The organism is Bartonella ancashensis, assembly GCF_001281405.1.
In the GTDB taxonomy this organism is placed as follows: domain Bacteria; phylum Pseudomonadota; class Alphaproteobacteria; order Rhizobiales; family Rhizobiaceae; genus Bartonella; species Bartonella ancashensis.
Genome location: NZ_CP010401.1, coordinates 277,779 through 298,036 on the forward strand (window position 1 = coordinate 277,779; position 20,258 = coordinate 298,036).

Here is a 20,258-nt window from a genome sequence, read left to right on the forward strand (position 1 = left end):
TGCTACGATTCCCAAATCATATTTTACGTTTCATCATTTTTTTCACCGCAAGCATGATTATCGATTTCTTTTTCGCTGTTTATCACTGTTTTTACACGTTCTTCTAAAGAAGAAATCCGCTGTAACATTTGGGCATTATCCTTGGCATTTCTCTCATTTGTAAGCTGCACCTCACTCCTTAGATATTTTAAAATAGCATTCAATGGAGCATGCCCCATTCTTCCATTAGAATAAAAAACAATGCGAATATGATCAGGATCATCAATATCAGCGATAGAAAATGGAAATAATGTCATAATATTCTTCCCCCCTTTATAGTGCACTGCAGTGCAATGCCATGTGTCTGTGGCTTGTGAAGTTTATGGGGGAACAATCACAAGCCACAGACGCCCCCAAAGTCTCTCAAAGCGCTTTTAAATCCTTCAAAGTGCTCCTAAAATCTCTCGAAAACTACTCCCGGTCATGTACTCCAGGTCATGTACTCCCGATTATGCACTCCCGATCATGCACTCTCGATCATGCACTCTCGATCATGCACTCTCGATCATGCACTCTCGATCATGCACTCTCGATCATGAAAAACTTTTTACGTTATGGAAAAAGTCTTTTCTTTCAGCATCACACCAAGGCTCTGCAATATCAGAAAACGAAAACTCCATATTTCATATGATTAACCTTGCTTCACACAAATCAAATATCAACCATGTGTCGGACCATCAATTCCATCAACAAGAAGAGCAAGCCCAAGCCAACAAAACATAATAGTCCACTTTTTTCAGATGCAGACACCAAAGAAAGAAATGCCAAAAATGATCCAGATGCTGTCAATAAATGGACAGAAAAAGCCTTCACTTTTGGCATTGTTACTGTTTTAGGCAGCAACCGAAAAGCAGCAACGTTAATCGAGCAGAGGGTCAGCCTTACTCTCTGTTAACTTAAGTTGCTAGATTCTAGCTTATGTAATTATTATAGAAACAATCAAACTTCATATCTTGATAGCATATATGATAGCAACATTGACTGGACGTGTTTCATCACCCCCTGTGGAGTCTATCATGACATTATGTTCATGCGCACCAGCACTGCTTGATATAATATTACGGAAACTCGACGAACCTCTAGCCCATGCATATTTTCCATTATCAGCTGTTGAAATGACTTGTTGGTATATATGCTGGTGATCCCCATTCATGCTTGTTTTTCCACTATGGGTATGCTCTTGCAAAGAGCATTTTTGTTCACTTGCAAAAACGCGGTCTGTATCAACTCTTCTTCTACTATCAAGCCCACGTAAAAACATCCCTCTAAAATCAGGTATATTAAATGTGGTTTTTCCATCACCCTTTCCCCAAACTTCACCAATCGCCGCAAAAAGGTCAGGATAATCTTCTCTATTATATTCTTTACCATTACACATAAGCCACCCTTCAGGGATTGATTGCATAGCAAAAGTTGCAATAAACCCTGGTGGGAAAACGTCTATTTTTGGTAAAATAACGGTTGGATTCGTTAAACACCAACCATCCAATTTTTCTCCAGCAATTTCTCCATGATAAATGATCTCATAAATTCCTCCTCTTTGTATTTCCCCACCAACTAAAGGCTCCATGCCATTTTTTGTTACTTTATACACAGGTTGAGCAGATAATTTATTTAAGATAATATTTGTTGCACCTATATTGCTTTCTTGCGCCTTAAAGCGCAACATAATACCATCATGATAAAGCGTTAATGGCGATTTTGTTTCCAGTGTAATAACGGTCTCATTATCGGTTTCATCCGTTTTAAAACTTGTCTTAACAACCCCGCCTTGATCAGAGAGATACTCTCTAATTCTTTGCATCATTGCACGCGCACTATCATTTACAGAACTTGGTGGTTGCCCTTCTGCCCAGTTGATGATTTCATCTATATGAGCATTGTCGATAGCTTGTAGCGACCAATCATAAATTGAGCTCATAAGGCTTCTCCTTTTCCCCTCAATCCGACATAAAATAAAATGCTTGATAAAAAAGAAGAAAATTTACCTTTAAGAAAAAGAACTGCTTTATTTCCCTGCCTCGTGAAAACGGGCTCTATCTCAAAACCAAGTTCGCTATAATCAACGTAAAATAAGCGTGTTTTCTTGCAAAGACGCACAGCCTGTGGGTTCAGATGCAACAATTCTTGTGCTATCACACCGCGGTAGCGCTGAGAATATCCTTTATAGTTAAATTCATATATTGGGTAGCCGTTTTTCTGCCCCACAGGCACAATATTTTCCTTTACACGTGCATCAGAAAGGCCAAAAAGTCCTTTAAGTAGCCCTAGCAAACCAGTTGCTTCACCAAATGGATTTTGTGAATTTGAACCTGTTGTTGTTGAATTCCCTGTTTGGGTTCCATATTTTCCGGCAGCAAGGTTTCCTGCATTAAGTAATTTTTCTAACTGGTTCCAAGCTTGATTTTCTTTTTCAGTCCATTTTTCGCGTTCTGCATCTAATGCACTTTGTCGGTTTGCATCTTGTAATGCATTTCCTTTTAAAGCATTATTTTGCGCATTACTTTGTCCTTGATAAAAATTATTTGCCGCATTTGCCTGATCATATTTTGATTTATCAATAAGATTATTTGCATCGATCATATTTTTGAGATCTTGATTATATTGTTGTGCAGCTGCTTTTGTAGCAAGCTCCCCCAATTCATTAGCCAAAACCCCTGTATGAGCCCCAGACCCATATCGCCCCGCTCCTGCCATTGCTTGGTTAACAGAGTCTGATGTTTTATCGAGTGCATTATTGAGTGCTTCACTCAGTTTATTGTTTTTTCCTATCCAATCTCCTGCAGCCATTCCAGCAAGATTCTTTGCACTTTGTGTGGGCCCTTTAAACCAATCATTCAGAGGTGAATCATTGTATTTTTGTGCCGTATCATTTAACCCATTGATGGCATTTTTAGAAGCATCGCCCAACCCAGCATAGCGTTCACCCTGATATACATGACCACCACTCCCCTTATTGTAGAGATTAAGTGCATCAGCAGCTGCTTTTTTAAAGAGATCTTCTGCCCATTTAGGTGGAGAATTTTGTTGAGTTGTTGTTTGAGTTTGAGGTGTTTTCCGTCTACTCATTTAAGTCAGAACCTTTCTATAATGAATGAAATCTGGAGTGTATCCATGATATTTCAGCATTTTAGCCCACCCCATTCGTCCCATTGTTAGTATTTCATCCGCTTTAATTGTTCGCGCCCACTCTTCCAATTTATCAATCAAATGGGCTAATTTCGGCCCTCCCTCTCCGGCAAGATCCAAAAGAACGACGCGTTTTTTTCCTGTATATGTTCTGTCGATTTTTGTTACTGCAAAGGCACTAAAATCGATTTCATTTTTCAAAATGAGCCATAATTGCGTCTGCCCATTGATAATTTCCTGAGCCATTGTTTTTAAACATAAATCATCAGAAAATCTCTTTGTATATTTGTTAATGGCTTTATTAATATCATTTTTATAGGGCTTCATTTCCTCCCATGACCATTGATTGGTTAGGTGTAATGAATAACGCTCTTGATAATTCTTGCAGTCCATTTTTACTGCCGCTCTTTTAACTTTTTTGATCATGTATAATAGACATTTAAAAGCAAAGGAAAACATGGCATCTCCCTACTGAGGAAGAAAGATCACCGCCCCCATGCAAATGTTCAAAGATAACAGAAATGATAGGGGAAGCTCCCTGTAGAGGAGAGCACGTCATCGCCTTCTTTGGAAAGAAACATCGCCGCCTTTCTTCGCAGAGGCACATCACCACTTTCCTTTCCCTGGAAGGGCTGCATTATCGCTTTCCTGCAGACGTTGATATTATGTCAAATCCTGTCATATGAGACCATTGCACCCCTGCGGGAATGCGCAACCGAAAGCGGTAAAACCTCCCTCTGGCACGATAATGAACTTGTCCTGTGTTGTATGATGGCTGTCGTTCTGGCAACCAACATATTTTTTCCTCTATATCCTGGCGCGAACGCAAACCCACAGCAACAGAACATTTCCCACTATTAATCTGGGGCATTATGGTATTTATGCGTGTCATAAATCCATTTGTCTGCCCCATTTCTTGAGATGTTACCATACAAGCCATTGGATCCCCTGAAAAGGAACCAAGCCTTCCTTTATAATCAAAAGCTCCCAACACCGGAGTTTCATTTTTCCAAACTTTGCTATCAAGAGAAAAAGGCAGCTCATCCAGACTCAGGGAAACACGATCAAGCCCTTCTAACGTGTATCCAGCAAGAAAAATTGGCAAAATCATACGAACATTAACAGTAGCAACAGTCCACTTTTGTAAGCCCCAATCATAAATGAGCAGAGTATGTTCCCTGGTTTCATCATTAACATCAATCATCCAATAAACACGGTTATAAACACCATCAATAGCCGCCCACATCATAGATAGATTGCTTTTATTAATTTTCGCTGTCATGGTTCGGTCTATTTTTTCAAATCCAATTGGCGTAATAGTTCCATCACTGGCAATTTGGTAAAATCCTCCTTCATCAGCAAAAAAAGCAAAATCTCCTCTACATACTATGGATTCAGCATTTTTTGCTCCTCGTTTATCGTGTATTTTTTGAAAACTGAAAATGATTTTAGACCCAGGAATAAACGAACCCGCATAAATAGCCGAGCGCATAAAAATAATAGGATTTGTTGTTTCCGTTGCTCCTTGCACATATCCTCCATCAGGAAAGTCTTGATAGTCGCAACTTTTCTTCCCAACAGTCCAAAATTCTGCATCATTTAATCCAGACCAATGCACACGACGTGGATGTTCTGATAATTTCATCAAACATACGAAATCGCCCCATACCCGAACAATCCCAGCTTGGGGAGGGTTTCCTCCTAAATTGCGAAATTTCTTGTCATTTTGAATGTCAATGACTTGTGGCTTGTCATTACCATTAACAGCAATAATATAGTCCCCAAATAAAGCAAAAGACCAAGGAGAATCTACATTCGCAAGATAATCTGTTTTATTTCGGCTTATATCATCCCACTGTAATGTTACATTATTCAATCGGTAAATTTTGTCTTTTGTTCCAACAATAACAGAGACACCATTTTTGGTTTTAACAGCAATAGCTCCTAGAATAGTCTCTGGACATGGCTCTGATATAGGACAAAAACTTGGCATTGGAATATAAGATCCGTCTGCAGGCAGTACATTAATAAGCTGATCTGTGAAAAAACTATTAATATCGGCAATATCAGGCCGGTATTCAGCAAGAGGAAAAAAAGCCATTTAGAACCCCGTTGAACGAACAATTTCACAGCCATTCCGGCGTGATGTTTCTATACGCAAAATCTGCAATTGTTCTTGAAAATCATTAAAAGAAACAGCCGCATATTCAGGATCTTTCAGAATATTTTTATAGAGTTCGTATTTTGCTCGTGCTTTAATAAGATCAAATGCATAAATAAACCAAGGGCTTACATTTTGCATTCCTTCTGCCTTGCCAAGGTAAAAAGGCACCCAATAAAGACGAACAGTTTCAACAGAATGCGGTGTCGGGAAAAGGCCTATCTTCTGTTTCCAAAATGTATAGAATATGGGTATTCCTTGTAACGGATTGGTGCAATTTTCACATTTTTTGTCCTCTCCATAGCGCCCATCATCTCCATAGGTTGCACATAATGTTTCAGCATTTTGATGAAAGAGTTGTACCTTTTTTGCAGACTTTTTTTCTAACAACACGGCCTCAAGGACCATTGTTTTCTCAATCAAAGGGCACTCTTCTGCTCCATACCATGTTTTTCCTGGTTGTGTTTTTAGTGTAATTTCTCTTTTTTCGTTAAAGAAAAGGATTTCCTGTTCACATAAACGTAAAGCAGCCAGAATAGAATCTTGAATTTGACTAGCATAATCAGCCATCGGATCGTCAATCTCATCTTGAATGAGCGTTATCATACGCTCCAATAATTGTGCATGATCCGTATTTATCCAGTGAAGAGAATGAGAAGGAGAGTTTGTCTCCATCTTATGAGATGTGGTAAAGCTCACAGTCATAGATATTAATAATCCTTTTTTTCATGTTGTGCTTTTTTACTCTCCCAATTTATGGAAAAGAGCTTTTTTCCAATATTGCAGAGAACATGGACGAAGTTCTTCAATTGTGCCTTCATAAAAAGCGCCATTTTCTGAGATCTTCCTGTATTTTCAGCTTTTCAGATTTCTCAATTTCTGGTGAAGAATGCCAAAAGTACTGTCACAATTGTGCATTTCTGTTAGGGGAGATTGTGTGCTTTTGTTAAAGGAGATTACACGCTCTGTTAGGGGAAGAAATATTTTTACCTGTAGCAAATTTGCATAGCCTGTTCTTTTTCAGAATTTTAGATACCAGCACCGTCATTATCTGGATACTGACATATCTGGATACTGACATATCTGGATACTGGCATATCTGGATACTAACATATCTGGATACTAACATATCTGGATACTAACATATCTGGATACTAACATATCTGGATACTGGCATATCTGGATACTGGCATATCTGGATGCTGGCATATCTGGATGCTGGCACCGTCATTTAGATGCATAAACATAGCTTTGCAAAATATTCCTCCCCCCTCATTTTTAAAACTTTCCACCCCGTATGAAACATAAGGAGAAAGTCCTTTCCATAAGAACCCACAAATACACTCTCTATGATACATACACTTTATGAGAAACCTAGAATAAGCTCACACCAGCCCTCACAAAGAGCTGATGACCGCTCCTATAATTTCTCATAAATGTTCATAAATGCACCAGCGCGATGCTTTATGCAGGAGCTGCATATGTTGGAATAACAATGGTCCCGAAATCTTGTGTGCCTTGAGAACTTCCTGGTAAATGGTAGCGTGTTTTTCATACCAATGATGGTTTTAGCAGCCACCCCAAACTCACGTTCATAATCAAAGAGCTCTTCTACTAATTTATAACGTGTTGCCCCACGATCTTTCCCAAAAGCAATTACCGCACTTTGTGCACCAAGCAAAACAGCCCGACGAACATTGGTAATAGGACCACCAACAGCTTCTTCATAAACAGCTCCTCCATTTACATTCTTAGCCTGTTCTTGAGTTTTGCTTGTATCCTGTTTAACAGCAGACATTGCTACACCCTCTGTAACATGCTCCGCTTCACGCAAGATAACCCCATTATACATCCCAAGAGATCCATTATAGATAGGATTTTTTGAGCGGTTCCCACTATAAATTGCTTTAGTAATATCCAACCACTGGCCTGCATCAGTATTCGTGCGTAATTGCGTTACTTGTGTGGGATGCAAATACAATACATAAACATTATCACCATCAACACGTACTGGTCTAATTTTAGGATTAGCCAATTTAGCCCGTTCAACAGCTCTATCAATTAATTTAAGATCAAAAACATCATTTTCCCGCAAGTCTTCGTCTTTTGTTTTACCATTAGGGCGAATCACTCGTTTATCGGTTGGCGCCATTGGAGCATTAAACCCGTAATGCACTGGTTTAAGTGTTAGGGTACGTCCTTCAAAATTCAGGGTTTGAGGGGTATAACCGCACACCTGAATAAAGAACATCATACTCAAGCGATCAGCATACCAATCAACCAAGCCATTTTTAGCTTCTGTTCGCAAATTATGTAAGATACGTTGCTGATCAATCGTGCCTTCATTTTTAACACGAACAGCGTGCACAAGTTCATTAATAGCCAAACGGTCATTGAGAAATTGTAAAGCTTCTTCATTGCCCTCTAATGTTTGTCCTTCACTAACACCATCTCCAAGCAACTGCACACGCAAACCGAAACTAATTGCATCACCACTAGCTTTATTAGTTTCGTCCTTTAATTGCACAATGCTATTGGAATCCCTCCCGATCAGAGAAGCAATAGGGATGGCTTTTGACACTTCCCGATTAAGTAATTTTGACCATGTACGTACAGCCATTGGGTCATTAAGTCCGATATGAGTTACGGTCATTTTGTCCTCTTTGTTAATTTTGAAATAAAAAATCCGGCAATATGCCGGTTTATGAGAGTGTTTTTCTTCTTTCCTCTTTTTCGGAGGATATTTCTAATTTCATGCTAGCAGGTGAGCTTCTACTCCCATATCAGCAGATGAGCTTCTGCTCCCATATCAACAGGTGAGTTTCCGCCCCCATGTCAGCAGGTGAGATTCCGCTCCCATGTCAACAGATGAGCTTCTGCCCCCATGTCAGCAGATGAGCTTCTGCCCCCATGTCAACAGATGAGCTTCCGCCCCCATGTCAGCAGATGAGATTCTGCTCCCATGTCGGCAGGTGAGTTTCTGCTCCCATGTCAACAGGTGAGCTTCTGCTCCCATGTCAGCAGGTGAGCTTCTGCTCCCATGTCAGTAGATGAGATTCCGCCCCCATGCCAGCAGGTGAACTTCTGCCCCCATGCCAGCAGGTGAACTTCCGCCCCCATGTCAGCAGGTGAGTTTCTGCTCCCATCTCAGCAGGTGAGCTTCCACTCTCATGTCAACAGGTGAGTTTCCGCCCCCATGTCAGCAGGTGAGTTTCTGCTCCCATGCCAGTAGATGAGCTTCCGCCCCCATGTCAGCAAGTGAGTTTCTGCTCCCATCTCAGCAGGTGAGTTTCTGCATGCAAACCATGGATAAGTCCGTATTTGATCAAACATTTCAACGGAATTCTTGATACATATTTGGCTAAAATATTATTAGCTCATGGAATGACTTTTTCTTCTCCTACAGCATTTTCCTCTCCCCATTATCTCTCTCCTCCTCCCATCAAACCATTAAAAGCTGCCTTATTTTTAGGATCATCAATCCAAACATTAAATTCTGCTTCAGACATTTTATCGAGCATTTCTAATGACAGAGATTCGCCTGGGCTTGCCCCATTATGAGCAGCCAGTGTGCGTGCAGAATTATGTCGTTCTTGTAACATATTAAGCGTATGGCTCTGTTGGTCTGTATAGCCAATTTTCTGAGCCATTTCGTAAATAACTTCCGCAGGATTTTGGTTTTTTTGAACGCAAGCGCGTATAATATGCTCTAACTCATTGCCAATAACAGCATCAACAGCTTTTGGATCAGTCATCTCTGGATAAATAGAAGCATAGGCAGCCAATTGTGCTGCTCTCATGTCGTAAATAAAATCAGCAGCTTGGTCAAAATCACGATGTTTTTGTTTTATCCCTTCCACAGAATTATGGAAGAGAGCATGCAGCTTTTCTGCCTCTTGGTGAGCTGCTGTGTCTTTTTCCCCATTGCATGTTTGAGCAGTCTTTTTTTCTGCCAAAACAGATGCCTCATGAGGATTCTCCATGAGCTTGTCTTGTTGTATTTTCAGTTCTTTTGCCAACCATTGAATATAAGCCATAAAGTTTTCTTGTGGATCTGGAGGTGCTTCACTGGCCTGAACCCCGTAAACCCCTTGCTCTTCTTGATAGCTATTTTCCCCAAAGGGGCTCTCTCCTCCCTCACTCTCTTCATCATTGTGAAAAGAACTTTGTGCTAATTGGGTCTGTTCTTCCAATGTTAGTACTTCTTCATCCATTATTTTAACCTTTTATTTTCCCAATGATATGCTCAAAAATACGATTGTTGAATTTGTGAAGATTTTATTTTTCTTTAAACAAAGGTTTGTTCAAACATGTAAACTCTTCCACCACACATCCCCCATACTGTCCCCTGACACGCATTCCATTACTGTGTGCTCAAAAAACTCCGTCAAAGCAAAGCTTGCATTACTTGTTCTGCTTCAAAACTTTGCGTATTAGCCACCGTCATTTGCGCCTTGAATATTGACACTGTCATTTATACTTTGAAGTGTCAGCCACCGTCTTTTGCGCCTTAAATATCGGCACTGTCATTTATACTTTAAAGTGTCAGCCACCGTCTTTTGCGCCTTGAATATTGACACTGTCATTTGCACCTTAAATCTTAAATATTGGTACCCTCATTTTGCATGGCTGCAGATTGCATATTCTGATGCTCTTGCATTTTGAGTGCAATTTTATGAATGAGTGATGCCGGTAGGGGCGAATAACGTAAAAAGTCGAGCATAATATCTGGTGTGATCGTACTTTGTAGCATTGGCATCATTTGCATAATCATTGCAAATGTTCGCTCCTTTTCATTAGGGCTTGTTGGAGCATCATCAACAACAATATCATATTCCAAACTCGTAAACATCTCACGCGTTAGCGGAATATACTGAGCCTTATCTTCACCAGCAATTCGCACCAACCTTCCATCAGAAAGATAATTTTGGATCAAATAGAGAATGATCTTTCCCTGTCTTTGTCGATAGCGCCGCAACCCGTCAAAGAAAGATGCTAACAAATTTAATGATGATTGACGTCGTTGTTCCTCTAACACACCGGACTGATTTACAGCACGTGTACCAACAAATTCAGGAGATAACCCCGTAACTTGAGAAATAGCACCTTTTGCCTCATTAAAAAGCTGAAAAAATCCAGCAGGAAACTGTGCAACCGGCTTTGATTGCACACGCCCTGCAGCAAGAGAACCACTTCTCAACCATGTAATACTTTCAGACCTTGCCCAACTTTCCATAGCTTGTCTGTCATCATCAAAAGCATCACGTTCAGCCATAATCCCACCTTTAGATTGGCTATTAAGCAAATGCATCACTTGACTAAAATATTTATTAGCCCAGCGTTGAGGATCTTTTGTGGGACGCACAATACCGTAAAATTGCCGGCTAAGTTTATCAAAATATCCGGTAATGCACTCCCACCCTAATTGATGAGGTGGCACAAGCGGTTTATCAGGGGACTCTAATAATTTTTTCCCTAAAAATGCACGTTTCACGACTTTTTTCATGAAGCGTGTTGCTTGGATATATGGTCTTTCTCGTTTAATATTTTGAAACTCTGCTTCAGAATAATCGAGCAATTTTCCAGTTTGTGGATCAGATATTTTGTAAACAACTTCACGCTCAAACCAACGACATTCAACCAATGTGACCATTTTGCTGTTCTCTTGTGATAAATCATCCCCTTTATCATTCTGATCACTCAACATGGCATCATCACACATATGGCCTAATATGGGGTGTTTTACCCAATCAGCATCCAAATCTCTCCAATCCACCCCAGGAAACATTTCTCGTGCAACAGAGAGAGGTTTTTCATCAATGTACCAAACACGTTGTGCATCAATAAGATTCGGTTTCACAGCACTTGCATCCCAAACCATTTTCATCGGATCCAGTCGAGAAATGACTGGTTTTCCTTTAGGATCATCATCATAATCCAAACGTGTATCTGTCCACCCCATTCCACAAATAATAGCATCTTGAAAAGCGTCAGAATCTTCATATTCACCATCAGCTTCATCACGGAACCATTCTGCAGCTCCGGTTAAAATTTGATTGGTAAGAGCTGCACCTTCTTGGCGTGGAATGAATTGAACATGGCGTTTATTATTGCGCTCAGCTCCAATAACAGCATTCACTAAAGGAGCAATGCGATTAAACGTCATAACAGGTCTGTTTTGTTCTTGTAATACAGCAAGATCCTGCTCATTCCATTGCCGTCCATTATAGAAATTGTAATCTTCCTGAGCATTTTTACGCCACTGTTCCACATGGGCAATGTCATCGTGATACCAACTGACAAGTTGTTTAAAGAGAGCCTGGTGTTCGATCATTTCGACCGACCCAAGATGAGAGATCTGTTGCTTCATTCAAAAGCCATCCATAAAATTTGAGAAAAAGAGAGTAAGGCCAATTTTTAAAAGGCAAAATAAGCCTTTACAGAGAATAAGATTGCAAAATCATATTCTGAAATTTGTTGTTGGTAAAATTTGTATAAAAATCATTCTGTTTAACTTAACAATGATATCCTCTTGCAAGAAATACCTTATTTAAAAAGCCATCCATGAAGTTTGGGAAGAAGAAGGCCGATCATAAATATTTTTCCGAGGTTGAAGCGCAGGCTGTTCATAAGCAAGACATAAAAGCCCGAAACTATCCGCACCATGACTTGCCCAATCATGTTCAGCACCCAATCCAATATTGCGCTGTTCATCTCTTTTTTCATGATACCAAGCAAGTGCTTTTCGCCCAGCCTTTGTTGTTTCACGATTAAACCATAAAGCAGGAAATAAACGCCTCACAGTTTCAATACGCATTTTAACTGCCCCAACCCCTTGGTTAGGAATGATCTTTGTCTGAAACCCAGCCTGTTGCAAAGCACTCTCAAAACTAACATTATATACCCGGTCTTTTGTTGCCCCATCATGAGGCAATATCATAAGGGCCTTATCATACCCCCGCTGGCAAACCCAGCCAATATGTTCAGCAAGAGGTTGCCCTTGCGCCTCATAATAGTCGAGTACACGGATTTCTCGTCCAATAAATTGGGCAACCCACAAAGCCGTTGCATCAGCCTTAGCCCCCGTACCACCAATATCCCAAAAAATTTTAACCTGAATAAGTGGATCTCGTGGAACATTGGTAACCCGCCCTTCTTGTTCAGCCTCAAGGAGCAATTTTTGATAATAAGCTCCCTCTATTGCTTGAAGATAATCCCCCTCCCAAATATGGTTATACTGCTCTGGTCTTTGCTGCAAATCTGCTCTCCGATCACGATCAAGCTTCTCAGGAAATTGTGGATTATCACGCCAATTGATCTCAGCAGTTTTAATATGAGGACTGTGCGTAAAACGAAAACGCTTTTCAACAGGGGCATTATCACGTAAGGGGTTCCAAGTTACCCATAATTCAGAATTCCAGTCCTTCCCTTCTTCACGCAATGTTGGGATCAAAGTTTGCCAAGCGCTCTCAGTCACAGGTTCTGCCTCATCAACCCAACATAACAAAATCCGCCCCATTGATTTAATGCTTGCAATATTGCGATCAAGACCTGCAAAAGCATAAGTGATGCGGCCATCTTTGGACTTGACATATTTATCACCCACCTCATAATAATCGCTCAAGAATGGGTAAGACTCTATAGCGCGCTTAATCTCTTCTAAGGAGCTTTCGTTTAGTGAGTTTTGGAATTGTCGTGCACATAAAATCACACCTCTTTCGCCAGCCTTTCCATGACGATACCCAATTACTGCAGACATCAAAGCAAAAGATCGTGTTTTTCCAGACCCACGCCCCCCCCAGGCAGCGCGAATATCTGCCTTTCCGGCAAAAACTGGAATGAGCTTTGGGATTAAAAAAATTTGTGTGGTTGTCATAGTTGAACCATGCATATCATACTGCTTTGATATCGTACTGCCACTGCCACAGCTTAAAACGGTGCCTAAATGTAGAAATCTACACAAAATTCAAATCAAAATTACACCTCAGCAGCAGAGCAGTTATCATCATCACATTTTGCAGAAATAAGTGTCTCTTGTGATGATAAATTTGAAAGTACGGGAACAATTTCAACACGCGAAATTTTTTTCATATCATTTCCCTCTTCCCCAGTTACCTGTAAAGGGAGAACTTTTGCCAAAAGAGAAAAAAAAGGTACCGGATTATTCAATGCATGATATTGAAGATAAGAAACCAAACCATCATGTCCATAATGGTATCCTGCTTGCTCAGCGGCAATTAAGATAGCATCTTTAAGCAATTTTGTCGTTTGATTACATGCAGCTCTTGGCCGCCCCCTTTTGCGAGAGAGAAGGGATACTGCATCTCCTTCTTGCAAGGGACGACACTGTACATTCGTCACAATAATATTCCTTCCTAAAAATTAGATATGCCCCTCATGCCATTTTGTAGATCCCCCTACAAAATATGTAGACATCCCACAAAACCCCAGCAGCAACGTTTAAAAAAGCTGCCCTAAACAGAAAATGGTAATATTCGATAATGCTCTTTAAAGATGCACAAAACTCCACCCCACTTCTCAACAAGGATTTTAACTTAATCCTTCCCAAAAGTGTAGCACCGTGCAGTACAGCACTGTCTTGGCGGAAACCCCAACATAGTAACTGGCACATATAGACAGTAGTGAAATAAATGACCCCCCGCACCCAGAAATTTTCAGAGCTGAGGTAGGAACGCCAACACTGACAAGAACTGGATTCCCCACACCTACCCAACAACGGGGGGACCCTACACTAAAAATTTGACATAAATATGTGATTTACGCCCATTTTTGGAAATTGTTCATTAAAGTCAAAACTTTTTCTCTTTTAAATCTTTCTTTCCAATTTCTCTTTTCTCTTTCGAAAATGCGTAGACATCTCCTTAGAACAAAATAACCTCAATTTTGAAGAGCAGATCATTTAAAAATCTTTCTATAGGTAATTCTCAAGAACCCATATAATGGTCATTTTGTAACGATCATTTTTGCAATTGAAAGATAATCACCGCACAAAAACAAATTATCCAGGGGCGAAAGAGATTTCCATTTTCAATGAGAGCATAATTATCACGGCACAAAGCACTCTAGTGATAATACCCATGACATAAAGAGAAAAAGCCACAAAGGCCGCTATAGCTCTTGTGTACCACACCCCCCAAAGGGATCTCGCACCCATAACAGCCCAATTAATATAACGGCCTAATTAATAAGAACCCGAGCCTAATAAGGACCTAATCGCTTCCTATTCCATGGTTCCCTAAAATATCTGAAATACACCCAAACCCCACTTCTTTCAGCAATACAGCTCCCAAAGAGCTACCCCTCAAAAGCTGCCCAAAGTGGAAAAACCTAAAAATCCGAGCATATATTAATTGTATATGTTGAGATAAACTTTGTCAATAAAGTATTTTTCTTATAAGAAGAAGTATTTATACTTTAAATAAATAATTTATAAAATATTATACTTGTTTATCTTTTAAAAGAACAGTTATTGATAAATTAAATAAATTTAAAATAAAATTATTAGATAAACTATATTTTTATAGAAAAAGATATTTTATGGATATTACGTTATAACGGGTAAAATTTTGGCATTTGATCATGCATCAAGTTTCATTAAGCTTCTGAATAATTGGCCCTAATAACCTTAGAAAAATCTAAAATTTGCATATTTCAGTGCCCAAAAGATCCTCATTGCAATATCCTTACTGAAGGGAGCCTTGAAGATTTTGCACATGACAATCGCTTAGCAATAATTCCCCATCAACAACAATTCTCCATAGAGTTCACTCTCTGTCTTTGGCGCATTTGAGTGAATATTCCTGCACTCTTTTCAGCACCCGACTCAACAATTATCGTTATCATATTATGCCATACACTTCATGCCACCTGCTTCATGCCACCTGCTTCATGCCACCTGCTTCATGCCACCTGCTTTTTATTATGCTACCCAGCTTTATTGATGATGCATCCATATGGTGGATCTATTTTCATAATGGGTCGATTTTCAACGGCATATCTGTTTTCAACAGCAGCTTTATTTGCACGGTAGCTTTATTTGCAACGGCGCATTCTGCACAAAAATGCACTGCAGTATGGATATGTCTATTTACTCCTGCATAACTACATATGCTGGTTATGATCATAGATTTAAAAGAAACAGAAAAGCCAACAAAAATTGAATTTTGCTGGCTTATTTGAAATCTAAAACATGCAAAGTGGCATATTAAAACAAACGCCCCTACAATGCTTTAAGGAATTATGGTACATTTCATACAGAAACTGTCATAATAAGACTGGATAGCTTCAAAAGCCTCATCGACCTCAAAGTTCAAAAAGAAATCAAAAGCAAAAACTACGTTGTCTTGTGTGACAATCCCTGTAGTTTTTTAAAACCATCCACTAAAAAGAAAGTTTAACCAATAAAATACAGATAAAAAGCTCATAAGAACCCCTCCTTTAAAAAAATAATCTAAAGGAACCCCCATATACTTTGCGCTCATTTTTAGACAAAAAGAAAGACGTCCATCCTTGGACAAAAGAAAGAGAAAGAAACCGAAGTTTCCTTTCTCCAACTTCTCCCCTTGCGCCTTAAAAATGGGGCGCTTGCACAAAGAATTCCGGCGAATGTTATGACATAACAATTGCGAAACGGCTCGTCAAGCTTTAAATCCCATTACTTATCATTCATTTAAATCTTATCCCCTATCATTCATATGATAACCAAACTTACCATTCACATGACAACTAAGATACGGGGCAGTTGAGATACAGAATAACTAAGATTTTCACAGTCTTTTTTGTCGAATTTTAGTATCCTCTTGAGAATAAGAAAACACCAACTCATCCCCTTTCTTTGTGACATGCACGACAGTTCCATCCTGAATATTTTCGAGTAAAAGGCTTTCTGCCAATGAATCTTGAATTTCTCTTTGAATGACGCGTTTTAAAGGGCGTGCACCATAGAGAGGATCATAGCCTTTTTGGGCCAAGAATTTTTTTGCTTCCGGATCAAGCTCCAGGGTAATATTCCGCTCATCAAGTAATTTTTGCAGTCTCTTTATTTGGATATCAACGATTTCTTCCATGTCTTTCCATTGTAATCGTTGGAACAGGATAATATCATCCACCCGATTGAGAAATTCTGGTCTAAAAGAAGATCTAACAACTTTCATCACATCCCCCCTGGCCTGCTCAACAGTTTGTTCTTCTGAGAGATGCGTCAAATATTCAGCACCGAGATTTGAAGTCATAATGAGCAAACTATTTCGAAAGTCGACAGTTCTCCCCTGTGAATCAGTAAGCCTGCCTTCATCCAAAACTTGGAGCAAGAGATTGAAGATATCAGGATGTGCTTTTTCGATTTCATCAAAAAGGATAACTTGATAAGGCCTACGCCGAACTGCTTCAGTCAAAACTCCGCCTTCTTCATATCCAACATAGCCAGGAGGTGCTCCGATCAACCGCGCTGCAGCGTGTTTTTCCATATATTCTGACATATCGATACGCAAAAGTGCCTTATCATCTTGAAAGAGAAAAGCTGCCAGAGCTTTCGTTAATTCAGTCTTTCCAACACCTGTTGGTCCCAAGAACATGAAAGAACCGATAGGACGGTTAGGATCTTGTAATCCAGCGCGTGCTCTTCGCACAGCCCGGGAGATTACACGAATGGCCTCACTTTGTCCGATGACACGCTTGCTGATATCGTCTTCCATTTTCAAAAGACGATCGCGCTCAGCAACAAGCATACGGTCAATAGGGATCCCAGTCCAACGAGAAACGATCTGGGCAATATGATCAGCAGAGACAGTTTCTTCAACGAGATTGTTTGCGTGATCATCATTTTCAGCAATATTGAGTTGTTTTTCGAGTTCAGGGATAACACTATAGGCCAATTCCCCAGCTCTTTGAAACTGTCCGTTTCGTTGCGCAGTGGCAAGAGCGTTTCGTGCTTCTTCTAGTCGTTTTTTCAAGTCTGCAGCATATCCCAATTTTTGTTTTTCAGCCTGCCAAGCCATTGTCATTTCTGCTGACTCTTTTTCTAATGATTTAAGCTCTGCTTGCACTGTTTTTAAACGTTCCTTTGTTACAGAATCGGTTTCCGTTTTCAAAGCTTCACGTTCAATTTTTAATTGCAAGATCCGCCGATCAATAACATCGAGCTCTTCAGGTTTTGAATCGACCTGCATGCGCACCCGTGCGGCAGCTTCATCGATAAGATCGATAGCTTTATCAGGTAAAAACCGATCTGCGATATAGCGATCTGATAGACGTGTAGCAGAAACCAAGGCACTGTCGGCCAAACGCACTTTGTGATGTTGTTCGTATTTTGCCTTAATGCCCCGCAAGATAGAGATCGTATCCTCAACTGTTGGCTCTGGCACGAAGACAGGTTGAAAGCGGCGTGCAAGTGCTGGATCTTTTTCGACATATTTCCGATATTCTTCAAGAGTTGTAGCCCCAACACAATGGAGTTCCCCCCGGGCAAGAGCAGGTTTTAAGAGATTGGAAGCATCCATTGGCCCATCTGCTTTTCCTGCTCCAACCAAATTGTGCAATTCATCAATAAAGAGAACAACCTGCCCATTTTCAACCTGCACATCCGACAGCACAGCTTTTAAGCGTTCTTCAAATTCACCACGATATTTAGCACCAGCAATAAGAGCCCCCATATCGAGTGCATAGAGCTGTCTATCGCGCAAAGTTTCGGGCACATCTCCATTAACAATTCGTGTTGCCAAACCTTCAACGATCGCAGTTTTTCCGACACCGGGTTCACCGATAAGAACAGGATTATTTTTAGTCCGCCGCGACAGCACTTGAATAGCACGTCGAATTTCCTCTTCACGGCCAATCACAGGGTCAAGTTTTCCTTCACGTGCATCTTGTGTTAGATTGCGGGCGTATTTTTTCAAAGCATCATAAGAGCTTTCTGCATGAGGGCTTGAATTCACTTTTCCTTTACGCAATGTCTCAACAGCCTTGTTCAGCGCCTGGGGTGTTACCCCTGCATTTTTTAATATATCGGCTGTTTTAGCGGATTTTTCCATAATGAGCGCTTGCAACACCCTCTCCACAGTTACAAACTGATCTCCTGCTTTATGGGCGAGCTCTTCTGCCATGGTAAAGACTTTTGCCAAAGCTTGAGACATGTAAAGTTGGCCATTACCTCCTTGTATTTTAGGTAAAGCTTCCAAGGCTTTTTGCAAAGTTTTTTGAATTGTTGCTATCTCTCCCCCTGCTGTTTGAATGAGGGAGACTGTTAATCCTTGAGCATCTTCTAGCAGCACCTTTAAAAAATGTTCTGGCATCAATTGCTGATGATCTGAAGAAAGAGCGTTGCTTTGTGCCATTTGTAAAAAAATTTTCAGCTGTTCGCTATATTTTTCTAGATGCATTGTTTTTGTCCTTTAGAACTATCCTATCCCCTAATAATGGGGGATAACGCCAACCCCTCTCTTAAGCCACGCAATCAACTCTCATAATAACCTCAAAATGCTCTTCAACTTCAAAAGGTAATATGGTTAAGATACAACTGAGATATGGTGTGTTGTTTGACTAATGGCAAGGGGGAATAATGAATAGTGCAGAAAACTTCTAAAATTCTTCAAAAACATTAAAGAATGAGAAGGACACCCTTGTCTTAAAATTTCCTTAACTTGCATTAACTTGCATTTTTCTCTTTTCTTGCAGCTGGCTATTCCTCTGCAAATTCCCCGCAAGCTATCCCTCCGCAGGCAACTTTACGGATCATTATCCCCCCACAAGCTTGCCCCACAAGCTTGCCCCACAAGCTATCCCTCCGCAGGCAACTTTACGGATCATTATCCCCCCGCAAGCTTGCCCCACAAGCTATCCCTCGCAGGCAACATCATGGATCATTATCCCGCCACAAGCTTGCTCCACATAAATTATTCTTCTTCATCCACTTCATGAGCCGGCCCAGGCAAAACATATGCACCCGAAAGCCAACGATTCAGATCAAGTGTACGGCATCTTGATGAACAAAAAGGGTAAGTGTCATGGCGCGATTCTCGACCGCATTCTGGACAAGGACGTGGCACACGACGTGGATAATCTGGCTGCTTTTGCATCAAACTTCATACTCCTTATCCTCTTTTTCACTCTCTAAAAAGAGCTCTTCTCTTTGAAGCATCTTCACAATCTATTCGCTCCGCACGTCCCCTTCTTGAACCCAATTTGAAAAAACTGGATATCCATAAGCGCTCAAGAGAGCTACAGTTTCAGCCAAGGGTAACCCAACAACATTTGTGTAAGAACCAGAAATCTCCACAATAAAAGCTGCCGCCTTCCCCTGGATAGCATAACCACCTGCTTTTCCTTTCCATTCCCCAGAAGCCACATAATCCCTCATATTTGAAGGAGTTAAAGATTTGAAACGAACAGAAGTTTTAACCAACCTTGTTACTTTTTTGCCATACTCATTAAGAATAGAAACCGCAGTACAGACAGTATGGCTTTTCCCAGAAAGACAATGCAAATATTTATAAGCTTCTTCTTCTCCACTAGGTTTAGGTAAGATAAACGCCCCTACTGCAACGACCGTATCAGCTGCTACAATGAGATATTTCCCTAGCGGATATTTTTTGAGGAAAGGTAGTTCTGCATTTTTTTGACGAGATAAAATAAAATCATCCTGTGCTTTTAGTGCTTTCTCTTCTGCCAAACGCTTTGCCAGATGAGCTGGCTGTTCATCTGCATCATACGCTTCATTGATATCGGCTGGGTAAACATAATCCGGCTTTAAACCGACCTGAGCCAAAAGCTCTAAGCGACGCGGCGAAGCAGAAGCAAGCACCAAATCGATACCCATGTTAACCTCTTATTCCTTTGCGTTTTCAAACCAACAAGCCCTTGTATTTTAAAATTAACAAAGCTGTTCGTTATTATTCAGGATTGAAAACCCCCT

The 20,258-nt window shown here is 40.4% G+C and carries 13 protein-coding genes and 2 pseudogenes; all 15 read right to left on the reverse strand.

Annotated elements, in window-relative coordinates; all coding sequences use genetic code 11:
* Positions 1–23: 23 nt before the first annotated feature.
* Positions 24–296: a hypothetical protein gene (locus PU02_RS01220; protein WP_053943730.1), complete on the reverse strand. Its 273-nt coding sequence runs from the start codon at positions 294–296 to the stop codon at positions 24–26.
* Between the two features lie 413 nt (positions 297–709).
* Positions 710–861, reverse strand: a pseudogene (locus tag PU02_RS06495) (phosphatidylcholine synthase); the annotation flags it as partial.
* A gap of 124 nt (positions 862–985) precedes the next feature.
* On the reverse strand, positions 986–1,960 hold the full coding sequence (locus PU02_RS01225) for a phage tail protein (protein ID WP_053943731.1): 975 nt from the start codon (positions 1,958–1,960) through the stop codon (positions 986–988).
* Positions 1,957–3,108: a tail fiber domain-containing protein gene (locus PU02_RS01230; protein ID WP_053943732.1), complete on the reverse strand. Its 1,152-nt coding sequence runs from the start codon at positions 3,106–3,108 to the stop codon at positions 1,957–1,959. Before PU02_RS01230 ends, PU02_RS01225 begins: the two co-directional genes overlap by 4 nt.
* Complete coding sequence (locus PU02_RS01235) at positions 3,109–3,561, reverse strand: hypothetical protein (RefSeq protein ID WP_082311421.1); 453 nt, start codon at positions 3,559–3,561, stop codon at positions 3,109–3,111.
* 244 nt (positions 3,562–3,805) lie between these two features.
* Complete coding sequence (locus PU02_RS01240; protein ID WP_053943733.1) at positions 3,806–5,269, reverse strand: hypothetical protein; 1,464 nt, start codon at positions 5,267–5,269, stop codon at positions 3,806–3,808.
* Positions 5,270–6,034 carry a hypothetical protein gene (locus PU02_RS01245; protein WP_414947424.1) on the reverse strand — a complete coding sequence of 255 codons (765 nt, stop codon included), beginning with the start codon at positions 6,032–6,034 and terminating at the stop codon, positions 5,270–5,272.
* 759 nt (positions 6,035–6,793) lie between these two features.
* Positions 6,794–7,982 (reverse strand): annotated as a pseudogene (locus PU02_RS01250) (N4-gp56 family major capsid protein).
* A gap of 769 nt (positions 7,983–8,751) precedes the next feature.
* Positions 8,752–9,543 (reverse strand): hypothetical protein, encoded by a 792-nt coding sequence (locus tag PU02_RS01255; RefSeq protein WP_053943734.1) that lies wholly within the window; start codon positions 9,541–9,543, stop codon positions 8,752–8,754.
* A gap of 386 nt (positions 9,544–9,929) precedes the next feature.
* Positions 9,930–11,699: a portal protein gene (locus PU02_RS01260; protein ID WP_053943735.1), complete on the reverse strand. Its 1,770-nt coding sequence runs from the start codon at positions 11,697–11,699 to the stop codon at positions 9,930–9,932.
* 180 nt (positions 11,700–11,879) lie between these two features.
* On the reverse strand, positions 11,880–13,205 hold the full coding sequence (locus tag PU02_RS01265) for a PBSX family phage terminase large subunit (RefSeq protein WP_053944602.1): 1,326 nt from the start codon (positions 13,203–13,205) through the stop codon (positions 11,880–11,882).
* A gap of 101 nt (positions 13,206–13,306) precedes the next feature.
* Positions 13,307–13,693, reverse strand: a complete 387-nt coding sequence (locus PU02_RS01270) for a hypothetical protein (RefSeq protein WP_414947431.1) — start codon at positions 13,691–13,693, stop codon at positions 13,307–13,309.
* A 2,423-nt stretch (positions 13,694–16,116) separates the two neighbouring features.
* Complete coding sequence (gene clpB / locus PU02_RS01280) at positions 16,117–18,726, reverse strand: ATP-dependent chaperone ClpB (protein WP_053943737.1); 2,610 nt, start codon at positions 18,724–18,726, stop codon at positions 16,117–16,119.
* Between the two features lie 513 nt (positions 18,727–19,239).
* Positions 19,240–19,422, reverse strand: coding sequence for a DNA gyrase inhibitor YacG (gene yacG / locus PU02_RS01285; RefSeq protein WP_053943738.1), 183 nt, complete (start codon positions 19,420–19,422; stop codon positions 19,240–19,242).
* 71 nt (positions 19,423–19,493) lie between these two features.
* Positions 19,494–20,162 (reverse strand): Maf family protein, encoded by a 669-nt coding sequence (locus PU02_RS01290; protein WP_053943739.1) that lies wholly within the window; start codon positions 20,160–20,162, stop codon positions 19,494–19,496.
* Positions 20,163–20,258: the final 96 nt, after the last annotated feature.